Origin of the sequence: Campylobacter sp. IFREMER_LSEM_CL2090 (assembly GCF_025771865.1) — a bacterium.
GTDB classification, from domain to species: Bacteria; Campylobacterota; Campylobacteria; order Campylobacterales; family Campylobacteraceae; genus Campylobacter_D; species Campylobacter_D lari_D.
The window spans coordinates 62,831-74,651 of record NZ_JAKMRA010000010.1; the positions used below are offsets into that span (position 1 = coordinate 62,831).

At 29.1% G+C, this 11,821-nt stretch carries 12 protein-coding genes and 1 tRNA gene; 2 read left to right on the forward strand and 11 right to left on the reverse strand.

The window, feature by feature from the left end:
• Nucleotides 1-4: 4 nt before the first annotated feature.
• Genes L8V85_RS07085 through L8V85_RS07125 form a run of 9 tightly spaced genes read right to left on the reverse strand, consistent with a single transcriptional unit; the run spans nt 5 to nt 9,168 of the window.
• Entirely contained in the window at nt 5-2,194 is a 2,190-nt protein-coding gene (locus L8V85_RS07085) for a RelA/SpoT family protein (RefSeq protein ID WP_133319249.1), read from the reverse strand.
• Nucleotides 2,178-2,396 carry a DNA-directed RNA polymerase subunit omega gene (locus L8V85_RS07090; protein ID WP_133319250.1) on the reverse strand — a complete coding sequence of 73 codons (219 nt, stop codon included), beginning with the start codon at nt 2,394-2,396 and terminating at the stop codon, nt 2,178-2,180. The genes L8V85_RS07085 and L8V85_RS07090 overlap by 17 nt, the downstream gene beginning before the upstream one ends.
• 9 nt (nt 2,397-2,405) lie before the next feature.
• Nucleotides 2,406-3,131: a UMP kinase gene (gene pyrH / locus L8V85_RS07095; protein ID WP_133319251.1), complete on the reverse strand. Its 726-nt coding sequence runs from the start codon at nt 3,129-3,131 to the stop codon at nt 2,406-2,408.
• 55 nt (nt 3,132-3,186) lie between these two features.
• Nucleotides 3,187-4,362, reverse strand: a complete 1,176-nt coding sequence (locus L8V85_RS07100) for a murein hydrolase activator EnvC family protein (protein ID WP_133319252.1) — start codon at nt 4,360-4,362, stop codon at nt 3,187-3,189.
• A complete protein-coding gene (locus L8V85_RS07105) occupies nt 4,359-5,165 on the reverse strand; it encodes an ABC transporter permease (RefSeq protein ID WP_133319253.1) in 807 nt (268 codons plus the stop codon). Before L8V85_RS07105 ends, L8V85_RS07100 begins: the two co-directional genes overlap by 4 nt.
• Nucleotides 5,152-5,808 carry a cell division ATP-binding protein FtsE gene (locus L8V85_RS07110; RefSeq protein WP_039625813.1) on the reverse strand — a complete coding sequence of 219 codons (657 nt, stop codon included), beginning with the start codon at nt 5,806-5,808 and terminating at the stop codon, nt 5,152-5,154. Before L8V85_RS07110 ends, L8V85_RS07105 begins: the two co-directional genes overlap by 14 nt.
• A 45-nt stretch (nt 5,809-5,853) precedes the next feature.
• Nucleotides 5,854-7,044 carry a tRNA (guanosine(46)-N7)-methyltransferase TrmB gene (trmB, locus tag L8V85_RS07115; protein ID WP_263737736.1) on the reverse strand — a complete coding sequence of 397 codons (1,191 nt, stop codon included), beginning with the start codon at nt 7,042-7,044 and terminating at the stop codon, nt 5,854-5,856.
• The gene (locus L8V85_RS07120; protein WP_220566341.1) at nt 7,044-8,252 is read right to left on the reverse strand and encodes a ferrous iron transporter A; all 1,209 of its coding nucleotides are present in this window, start codon (nt 8,250-8,252) and stop codon (nt 7,044-7,046) included. The genes trmB and L8V85_RS07120 overlap by 1 nt, the downstream gene beginning before the upstream one ends.
• Entirely contained in the window at nt 8,206-9,168 is a 963-nt protein-coding gene (locus L8V85_RS07125; RefSeq protein ID WP_263737737.1) for an RluA family pseudouridine synthase, read from the reverse strand. Before L8V85_RS07125 ends, L8V85_RS07120 begins: the two co-directional genes overlap by 47 nt.
• Nucleotides 9,169-9,241: 73 nt before the next feature.
• On the opposite strand from L8V85_RS07125, the gene L8V85_RS07130 reads away from it, so the two are divergent.
• A complete protein-coding gene (locus tag L8V85_RS07130; protein WP_087700555.1) occupies nt 9,242-10,351 on the forward strand; it encodes an FtsW/RodA/SpoVE family cell cycle protein in 1,110 nt (369 codons plus the stop codon).
• A 52-nt stretch (nt 10,352-10,403) separates the two neighbouring features.
• Nucleotides 10,404-10,480: transfer RNA gene (locus L8V85_RS07135), tRNA-Ile, on the forward strand.
• Between the two features lie 25 nt (nt 10,481-10,505).
• Here the strand turns inward: L8V85_RS07135 and L8V85_RS07140 are convergent.
• Entirely contained in the window at nt 10,506-10,778 is a 273-nt protein-coding gene (locus L8V85_RS07140) for a hypothetical protein (RefSeq protein ID WP_133319257.1), read from the reverse strand.
• Between the two features lie 49 nt (nt 10,779-10,827).
• Nucleotides 10,828-11,694 (reverse strand): hypothetical protein, encoded by an 867-nt coding sequence (locus L8V85_RS07145; RefSeq protein WP_263737738.1) that lies wholly within the window; start codon nt 11,692-11,694, stop codon nt 10,828-10,830.
• Nucleotides 11,695-11,821 lie beyond the last annotated feature (127 nt).

Below are 11,821 nucleotides of genomic sequence, written 5' to 3' on the forward strand. Positions count from 1 at the left end.
TTTTTTAGTGATTATTATATGCATCATTTAAAGATGTAAAATCTAAAATCTTATACCTAGCTTTTAATCTTTCTTTTGCATTTTCAACATCTATATTATTAGGTAATTCAACTTGCACTTCAAAATAATTTGCCACCACAGGCTCTGAATCGGCTGAATTAATACTTAAAACATTAATCTGCATTTTAGCCAAAGTAGTTAGAAAATCCGCTAAAGAGCCTTTTTTATTTTCTATAGAAACAATGATTTTGTAACTTTTTATCGAGCTATCATTCCAAGAAACAAAAACCATTTCTTTGTTATCTTCTATCATCTTCATTGCTTGTTCGCAAAGTTTATGGTGTATTGTAGCACTAGTTGAATGTCTAAAAGCGATGATTTCATCTCCTCTTTTAGGTCTACAACAATAATCAAAATTAATAGTAGTTATTTTATAATTAGAACCAATCACTATGCTTTCAAATTTTTGTTCATTTTGTTCAAATTTAGCTGCTTGATTTTGTCCTACATATTTTCTAAGAGCTATAATTACCTCTTTAAAATAATTAAAATCTAAAGCAATTTGTCTGAGCTTTTTATTAAATTTTTCTTTTTCAAGCCATTCTTCTATAAGTTTAGAATCTTTATTAAATGCTGTAGATAAAAGATTAATGGCAATTTTATTGTTTAATTCTTTTTTCTTTTGCTTACAAAAATCTCTTATACTAGCTCTAGCTTTTCCTGTTTTAACACTATCTATCCAAGAGCATCTAAAAAATTCTTCCTCCGAAGTTTCAATACTAACTATATCTCCATTTTTAAGTACAGTTAAAAGCGGGACTCTCATACGATTTACAAAGGCGGTTTTTGCATGAAGTCCTACTTTAGTATGAACCTCATATGCAAAATCCAAAGCCGTAGCTCCACGCGGTAAGGTAAAAATTTCACCTTTAGGAGAATATACTGCTATATCCTCAATATATAAACTATCCTTTGCATATTCATAAAGCTCAATAGCATCACAATCTTGTATATTATTTCCTTCTTCTTTACCATGCATAGAAATATCTTCAAGCCAATCTAAATTTGGTGTTGCAATATTTCCTTCTTTATATTTCCAATGTGCTGCAACGCCAAATTCAGCAGTTTTATGCATATCAAAGGTGCGAATTTGAGCCTCTATGATATTTTTTGCATCAAAAAGTGTTGTATGTAAGGTTTGATAACCATTTTGTTTTGGCAAGGCTATATAGTCTTTAAATCTTGAAATCAAAGGATTAAAATGCGTATGTAAAATTCCCAAAGCCAAATAACAATCATAAACTTTTTCAACCAAAATTCTTACACCCAAAAGGTCTAAAACTTCATCAAGCCCCACACCTTTTCTTTGCATCTTTAAATAAATAGAATAATTATGTTTAATTCTTTTATGTATAACAAAACTACCTTGTCTAAACCCATTTTCCAAAAATAACATTTCTATTTTTGAAATAAATTCATTAAATCCAAGTTGAATTTGTTGATCTTTTGCATTTATATAATTATCAATTTGTGCATATTCATCAGGAAGCAAAAATTTAAAACTTAAATCCTCAAGTAAATTCTTTATACTTGAAATTCCAAGTCTATGAGCTATAGGTGCATATACCACTAAGGTTTCTTCGCTAATTCTTTTTTGCTTATCTTCTCGTAAATAATTTAAAGTAAGCATATTGTGCAATCTATCACAAAGCTTTATTACAAGCACACTCACATCTTCAACACCCGCTAAAAGCATATTTCTAAAAGTCAGAGCAGATTTTGCAAGTTTCTCATTGGAATTAGAATGAGTAAGATGATCTTCTCTAATACTAACTATTTTAGTTAAACCTTGAACTAATTTTGTTACTTCTTCGCCAAAATTTGCATTTAACTCTTCTTCATTACAATTTGTATCTTCTAATACATCATGTAATAATGCGGCTATAATCATAGATTGTATAGGACTTAAAAAAGCTACAAAAGAAGCTACCAATATAGGATGAACCGCATAAGGTTCTCCACTCTTTCTAAATTGCCCTTCGTGTTTTTGGATACAAAACTCCACTGCTTTTTCCAAAACAGCAGATTGTGGAAAAACCATAAAAAGAATTTCTTTTGCTCTTTGTAAATCCTTGCAATTTTTTACATCATCAACAAGTTTATCTAGCAATAACTCATCATTTACCAGCTTCAATAAATCCCTCTAATACGATTTTATCTTCTGCTATTTCATATAAAGCAATATCAGTATATTTATATTTATTTTTATCTAAATTTACTAAAGGTTCTGCGCCATTTGCAAGCTCTTCAGCTCTTTTAGCTACTACAAGAGCTAATTTGTATCTATCATCTTTTAATTTTTTTAATGCCTTTGCAGCTATTTGTTCTACTCTCATTTTTTACCTTTAATCTTGATTTTTAACAATAGAGCATAAGCTCATATCGCCTTGGATAATTTTTAATAAATTTCCTTCTTTAAACATATTACATACCACAATAGGTAAAGCATTATCTTTAGCTAGGGCTATTGCCGTATCATCCATAACTTTTATATTATCATGTAAAGCTCTTTCATAGCTTAACTCATTAAGCATAATAGCATCATCAAATTTTTTAGGATCTTTGTTATAAATTCCATCTACCTTAGTTGCTTTAATGATCATATCTGCTTGAATTTCAACCGCTCTTAAAGTTGCAGCAGTATCTGTAGTAAAATAAGGATTGCCAGTACCACAAGCAAAAATAACTATGCGTCCTTTTTCTAAATGTCTATGTGCTCTTCTCATAATATATGTTTCGCAAAATGCTTCCATTTGGATAGCACTTTGAACCCTCACATCAAGTCCAGCACTTTCTAATGCTTCTTGCATAGCTATAGAATTAATTACAGTAGCAAGCATACCCATATGATCGCCACTTGTTCTTTTTATCAGTCCATCTCTTGCAGCAGATACCCCTCTAATGATATTACCACCACCTATTACAATACCTACTTCAACATTTTCATGAATCAAACTTTTTATTTCAGAAGCTATATATTTTAAAATAGAATTTTCTATACCAAATCCATTTTCTCCAGCCAAAGCTTCTCCAGAAAATTTAACCAATACTCTTTTTCTTTTATTGTTCATTAAATTTCTCCTTTGATTTAAAACTATATCAAAATTCGCATTAAAAAAAACTAATTTATTTAATCATTTCCAAAGGATTGATATGAAAATTCTTTTGGGTTACTTCAAAAGTTAAATCACTTTCAACCCTACCTATAATATAACCTTTCTTGATATTTCTACCTACTTTAACCCCAGGGGCAATTTTATCTAAATGCGCATAAATAGTATGTATACCATCTTTATTTTCAACAATCACAACTTGCTTTAAAGTTGGAGTTGCTTTTGCAAAAACTACTTTTCCATCTAAGACATTTCTTACCGCAGCATTAGCACTATCACTTTTTAAAACTACATTTTCATTATAGATCTTAATATTATAAATAGGATCTATATAATTTCCAAATTTTTGCTTTACTGTGTAAGATTCTAAAGGAGCTATTGTCTTAGGACCATTATATCGCTTAACACTGCTTGTTTGATAGCTTGAACCTACTTGTTTTATGTTTGAATTTGGCTTTTGATCATCCTTTTTTTGTGCTAATTTTTCTTCTTCTTTTTCTTTGATAATTTTTAATTTATTGAGTGTTTTTCTTAATTCTTGCTGTTGGGCTTGCAAATTAGAAAGTTTTCTAGTATAAATTTCTTTATCAGTTTTTTGTTTAGCTATTTCTTGCTCTTGTTTTTTTCTAAGATTTTTAAGCTCATCAATTTGATCTTTATAAACTTTTAAATTATTATTAATTGTAGTAATTTGTCTTTGCTTTTCTTCTATTTTTTTGCTCACATCTTCATAATCTTTTGAAATTTGATAAAATTCTTCTTTGAAAATTTTATCCAAAACCCCAACTAATTCTAAAGCTATAATACTATCTTCACTTTCAATATAATTTTTAGGGATTGCTAAATCATAAGCAAAATCTTTAGCAATTAAATCAATTATTTTTCCTTCGATCTTATTTTTATTTTGCAAAAGATCTTTATTTTGTGCATTAAGCTGTTCTAATGCTTTTATTTGAGTTTTCACAGATCCTTCAAGTTTAGAAGTTTTTGAAGTTAAGGTGCTAATTTCTGAAGCAATTTTTTTTAAATTTTTCTCATTATCTAAAATTTCACTAGCTAAATCTTCTAATTTTTTAGATAATTGCTTTACTATGCGTTCATTTTCTTTAATATCTTTTTGCTTTTGTGCAATTTCATTTGCAAATAAAACAGAAAAGGAAAATAAAAAAAGCAAAAAGCATTTTTTCATTTTCTAACCTTAAACATCACAAAATTCACACAAGCAAAACAAACACAAAGCATTGCTAAAAAAATCAAAAATAAATGCGTGAAAATACTTATTTTAGGTAAGCTAATGTCTACACTTTGTAAAGCTAGTTTAATGGATTCAAGATCATAAACTTGGGTAAAAAATAATACAAGCAATAAAAATGCTATAAAACAATCAATAAAAACTATCTTATAAAGCATAAAAGATCTAAACCAAAATGGGGCGCCAAGCAAGCACATGATTTCCACTCTTTGAGTATGCTCGAAAAGCCAAATTTTCATTTGTTTAAGTAATAATACAAAACTAAGCAATATTATAATAAACAAGAAAAACCATAATAAAAATTTCACTAAAACTAAAAGTTTATAAATTTTTGTATGCGTTTTTGCAAAAGTCTCCACTCTAGTAATGTTAGGATTTTTTAAAAGTTTATCTTTTAAAATGTTTAACTCATCTTCTGACAAAAGCTTATTAAGCTTCAAAGTATAAAATTTTGGCAATGTAGCCTTTAAAACCTCTATGTTTTTAGCTGATATATCATTTTTAAGTCTATCTATCATTTCATTTGGATTTAAAATTTCTAAAGACTGAAAATGACTTACTTGATCCTCTATGCTTTTTTTATCTAAGTGAGTTTTTCCTACTAAAATGATATTATAATCTTTATTTAAAAGTTTTTCATAATATTCAATAGTTTTATTTGTGATAATCAAAAACTCAAAAGCAAACATCATCACCATTAAAGCAAATATTAAAGAAAGATGATTTTTAAAAGATTTCATTCATTCTCCCATTTTCTATATTAAAACGACGATAATCAAGTCTTAAATTAGTAGGAATTCTATGTGTGACAACTACCACACAAGTTCCAAGTATTTCTCTAGCTGATTTTAATAAAGTCCATATAATATCTGAAGAATACTCATCTAAATTTCCCGTTGGCTCATCGCATAAGAGTAATTTTGGATTATGTGCTAGAGCTCTTGCCATGGCCACGCGTTGCTGCTCTCCACCTGAAAGTTGAGCTGGCTTTTTATCAGCTTTGAAAGTTAAATTTACATGCTTTAAAAGCTTTGCGGCTTGTTCTTTACATACATTTTTACTATAACCTTTAATCATCAAAGGTAACATTACATTTTTTTCTACACTAAATTCTTGAACCAAACGATAATCTTGAAAAATAATTCCTATTTTTTGCCTAAGCTGCAAAAGTTCAGCATTAGAAATATCCACTAAATCATTATTGCAAACCTTTAAATTTCCACTTATTGGCTCCAAATCCCCATAAAAAGATTTTAACAAAGTTGATTTTCCGCTACCACTTTTTCCTGTGATAAAAACAAAATCATTATCTTTTAGCGAAAAACTAGCATTTTCTATAACAAGCTCATCATAACCAAGACAAAGCTTTTTGGCTTCTATCATCACTGCTTTTCCTTATCATTTGTTTGATAATTATTTAAATCATTATTATTTAATATAAGAATACAATATTTCTCTTAATTTTTCTATAGCTTTTAAATTTTCTTTAGTTTTAAAAGGTTGCTCAAAGATAAATTCTATCTTTTGTAAGTTTAATACTATATAAACATGTTCAGGTTTATAAAAAGCACCAAAAGCTATTTTAATAACAAGTTCTTCATCTTTAATATACATTTTTTCAAAATGCAAGAAAAAATCTTCGCCTTTAAAAACTTCATTTTTAAAATTCTTTTTTATACAAGCTAATTCTTTTGTATTTAATTTTAAATCCTCAATAGCAAATTTTTGATTTTTATTCAAGCTTTTACTCTTGCTAAAACCACTAATGATTAAATCATATATATCTTTATTTTGTCTTTTCCAACGATCTTCATATTTACTTGAAATTTCTAAATTTTCATTTTTTTTGATTAAAGCTTTTAAATGTGAGAAAGTTAAAAAAGTCTCCAAAGTAAAATCAAAATACAAAAAACTATCCGTTCTAAGTTCAAATTGTCCATCTTCTTTTAAAACCCTAGCACATTCATTTGCAAAATTTAACCCCACTACTCTACGGTGAGGCTTTTTATCCCAAGGAACAGGAAAATGCAAAAAGATTTTATCCACAAGATTAGATTCAAGTACGCTTAATAATAATCTTGCATCAGTTTCTATTAATAAAACATTGTTTAAATTTTCACTTAAAGCAAGTTTAGCTACTTGTTCTAATGCGGGAGTGTAAATTTCTATACCAACTATCAGTACATTAGGATTTTGCCTAGCTTGATAAAGTAAATGTCTACCGCTTCCAAAACCTATTTCAATATAAATTTGTTTTTTATTTTTTATTTGTTCTAAAATTTCTTTTAAATCATTAGCAATTAAAGGTGTTTTTTGGATTAACCTTGTGTGTTTTAGCGCCACAGCTTCACAAACTACATCTTGAGTAAAATTTTCTTTAAATACAAGTAAAGCCTTTTGCAAATATCCAATTTGTGAAGGCTTAGTATGTTTTTCACCCTTTATAAGCCATTCTTGTTTTTTTTCATCTTTTTTAATTTGTAAAAAAAATTTTTCTTGATTTATACGCGTAAAAAGCAAATCAACATTTTCACCTTTGGCAAGCCATAAGAATTCAACTCCATCTTTTTCAAAAGGAAGTTGAATTTCTTTTAAAATTTTACACTTAAAATTTGGCATTATTTTACTGCTGTAAATTTATCAGAAGCTTTTGATTCTATGCCATTTGCATCAATTGCAATAACTTCATAACTATATACTTTTCCAGGAGCTGCAGTAATATCTTTTAATTGTTTAGATTTAATCTCTTTAAACACAGCATTACTTCCACCACCACTTCTTTTAACTATGTATTCTTTAGCTCTATCATCATTATCAATCCACTCTACTCTAATACCATCATCTTCAACAGCACACAAAACAATACTTGGCGCTAATGGTGCTCCTAGGGTAATACCTTCAACAGGCTCACTTGCTATAGGACTTTCTAGGCCATCTTTATCGACCATACTAACTTTATAATATCTTTTTTCAGCCACACCTTTAACCACATCTTCATAAGTATTTTCAGAAGTTTTAGCTACCACACTAAAAGGTAAAAAAGTAGTTGAACTTGAATAAATTTTATAATAAGCAAAATCAGCATAATCAATTTTATCCCAAGTTAAAATGATTTTTCTTGGTGCGTCTTTACTTGCTTGTAAATTACTTACCATAGGAGGAAGGGCTTTGGTAGTTGATTCTACTATTTTACTTGGAGTGCTTTTAATACCATCATAAGTTAAAGCTATGATTCTATATTGAAAACTTTCATCAGGTTTTAGCGAATCATCTATATATTCAGCACTTAAGCGATTTTTGATTCTAGCTAATTCTTTAAATTTCATATCTTTCATATTTGCACGCTCAATGATGTATGAATTTACTCTTACATCAGGATGTGGTCTCCAAACTATTTTTACACGATTTGGCAAACCAACAATAGCTTGCACAAAAGGCACTGGATCAATCACTCTATTTGTAAAAGCTTCTATACTTACACCATCTTGAGAAACTTGTCCAAGTTCATTAAAGGTTTTCATAGAATAATAATATCTTGTATTTGGTGCTAAATTTGTATCAGTATAGTGAGTTTGAAATTTATTTTTGATTTTTGCTATAAGCTCCATAGGTGCACCAGCTGCATTTGCTCTATAAATATAATAACCTGCTATATTTTGATCATACAAAGGTTCCCATTCAAACGCTATACTTGTAATATCACTTATACTTTTAATACTTGATATTTTTGGTAAAGTATCATTTACTTGAGCAATTTGCGGTGAACTTACGCTACAAGCACTAAAAGCTAAAGCAGAACTTAAGATAATCCAATGAAGTTTTTTCATCTATCTCTCCTTGTGTAAAATTTTCTTTTAAAATTTGATAAAAATCATCAAACATAGGAGCTTTTACAAACATCAACTCTTTAGTCCTAGGATGAATAAAATAAATCAAATACGCATGAAGCATTACTCTATTATACTTTATTTTTCCTTTATATCCGTATAATTCATCTCCTAAAATATAGCGATTAAAATCTGCTAAATGCACCCTGATTTGATGAGTTCTTCCTGTGTATAACTTAGCAGCTATCAAAGAGCAATTTTTAGCACTTAATAAATTTATAAAATCTGTTTTTGCATTTTTTGCTAAAGGATTTTTAGTATTTGTAGTAATTTTTTTAAGCCTATTGCTAGGACAACGCATAATAGCTTTTTCATTACTCATTTTATCATTTTTCAAAGGCAATTCACTCAAAGCAAGATAAAATCTACCCATACTTTTATCCAAAAGCTGATTTGCTAAAAATTGATGTGCTTGATTGTTTTTAGCTATGATGATAGCTCCACTTGTGCCCTTATCAAGTCTATGTACAAGCCCTGCTCTATGTTCTCCATTTAAATTTGACAAAGCATAGCCCTTATGCAAAAGCCAATCCACCAAAGTCGCTTCTTTAACACTACTTGCACCATGCACGACAACATTAGGAGCTTTGTTTAAAACTAAAACATCATCATCTTCATATAAAATTTCTACATCAAACTCAGGCGTGTAGCTTTCTTTGGCTTCTTTTACTAAAGGTAAAAAAATACTTATTTCATCTTTTTGTTTTATTTTTTTAGAACTTTTATTTTCTATTTTTTCATTAATATATATGCAGTTTTCTTTGATTAGTTTAGCAACTTGCGAACGACTTTGCTTAAGTATATCTGATAAAAAAACATCCAATCTTTCTTCACAAAGTGATGAAATTTTTAGCATATTATATTTCCTTGTGATAAAATTTGCAATTTTAGCATATAATTATGTAATATTTTATAAAAAAAGGGTAGCTTTGATAAAACTCGATAGAAGAATTTTAACACATTTTGACTTTGTACAACCTCTTTTAGTGTTACCTATCATAGCTATATCTTTTCTTTTAATTTATGAGGCAAATACGCGCTTAGCTGAAAAACAATTTATCTATACTTTAGTGGGTTTTGCAGGATTTGCGTTTTTTTTCTTTTTACCCTTAAGAAGACTAATGTGGCTTATACCTGTGTTATATTGGATTAATATAGCTTTACTTTTAAGTGTGGATATTTTTGGTGTTGAAAAACTTGGAGCTAGAAGATGGCTTGAAATACCTTTTACGCATTTTACCATACAACCTTCTGAAATTTTTAAGCCCTCTTTTATTTTAATGTTAGCTTATTTGATTTATCAAAATCCTCCACCGCCTAATGGCTATGGCTTAAAACAATTTTTAAAGCTAAGTTTTTATATTTTGCTTCCATTTTTACTTATAGCAGGAGAACCTGATTTAGGAACAGCTTTAGTGCTTTTAATAGTAGGCTTTGGAACGCTTTTTATCATAGGGGTAAATTATAAAATTTGGCTTAGTATTTTTTTAGCTATAGCCATAGCCTCACCTATTATTTATAGTGATTTTTTAAAGCCTTATCAAAAACAAAGAATTCATGATTTCTTAGCTGAAGAACCAAGTTACCATGTAAAACAATCCATCATTGCAATAGGAAGCGGTGGTTTGAGCGGAAAAAAAGCAGATGAAGCTACACAAACACATTTTAAATTTTTACCTATTTCTACGAGTGATTTTATCTTTGCATATTTGTCTGAAAGATTTGGTTTTATCGGTGCAGTTGTAATCATACTACTTTACACCTTACTCATTTTTCATTTATTGAGTTTAAATTATAAGCTCAAAGATGATTATTTTACAAGAGTGGTAACAAATTGCATTGCTTTATTTATTTTCATATATGTAGCGGTAAATATATCAATGACCATAGGTTTTGCTCCTGTTGTTGGTATACCTATGCCATTTTTTAGTCATGGGGGAAGTTCTTTTGCTACCTTTATGATTTTCTTTGGAATTTTACAAAATTTAATAACCTTTAGATATTTAGCAATAGAAAAAGCGGTAAAAATAAAATTCTAAATTTAAATTAAGGAAATAAAGATATAATAACATTTTTATTTTAACTTCTGGCGGATTTATAGCTCAGTTGGTTAGAGCAACCGGCTCATAACCGGTTGGTCGCAGGTTCGAGTCCTGCTAAATCCACCATTTATTTTGCATTACAACTTGATTTTCAAAAAAACATTTTCCAATGATTTTTTAGTATTTTGATAATATTTTTACAAATTTCTTTCTTTTTGCTTTCTTCTATTTGGAGTTTATCTAAAAAAGTTTCTTCAAGAGTGTTAATAAGTTGCATACATTCTTTTGCATTAAATCTTTCTACTTCGTTTAAAGGTGATAACGCTTTTAACAATAAATCTTTATATTCCATAAGAGTTTTAATATCTACCTCTGAAAGCTGGGCTAACAGAGATAGAAATTGTGCAAAATTATACAGTGGCATATATTTCTTTCTTTTTCCACAACATTATAAAATGTGCCTATATATCTGACTAATAAAATCTTTCATGATCTCCACCACCAAAAGTAACCGCTCGTGTTTCTGTGACATTTACACCTAAAGTATTAAATCTCATTGTAAAAGTAGGAGTATCGGTCAATGGTTTAGTGCACCATGTAGTTGATATTACAACTTTTGCTTCACCAGAATTATCAAATTCTTTATCCCATCTTTGTATAATTGGCACAGTTTGACCAAGGCCAACATCGAGTTTGGTTCCATCAAAATCAACTTTTTCTCCTGCAATTCCATCGGTTAATGTTAAAGTTGCACTGGTGTAGCATGAAGCAGGATCTTTCCAAGTATCATATATTGCATGAATGCGTTTTTGCACCTCAATACTTCCTACAATTGCTTCAGAATCAGCTCCATCCCATTCTTTATATTTCACTTTAAGACTAAAAATTCTACCGGTGTGTTCAGTAACTTTTCCAATAGGTTTAAAATTTAAATAAACTGAACCTTTATCATCAGTATGAAGCGTGCCTTTATTTACAAAATTAGTATAACCAAGATACTGATCTGGTTGAACATCTACACTAGAGTTTGGAATTAGTCCATATAGCTCTATAGTTGCTCCTGTATCAAATGGAATATTATTTACATTTATTCTTGGACGAATTGGACCATTAAATATAGCTGTTTCACTAGCTTTTTCACTTCCATCTTCATACTCAACGCTTACTGTTACCGGACGAGTAGTAGGATTAATTGTTCTAAACTTAGTTAGCGCAACACCTTTACTATCAAAATATTTTGGAATTAGATCTTCTTTTGGAAGTACTCCATCGCCGACAATGCTCCATTTTATTTTTGCATAAGGAGTGCCTTTTGCCAATATACTGACAGCTTCAAACAAATATGGATTTAGCCTTGTTTTACCAAGAGTTAATTGAATTGGAATCTTCTTATAATTTAATTCTTTACTTAAATTTTTACCCATAGCATTTACACTAATTACAGGGTTATTTTTAAATGGAGCTTTG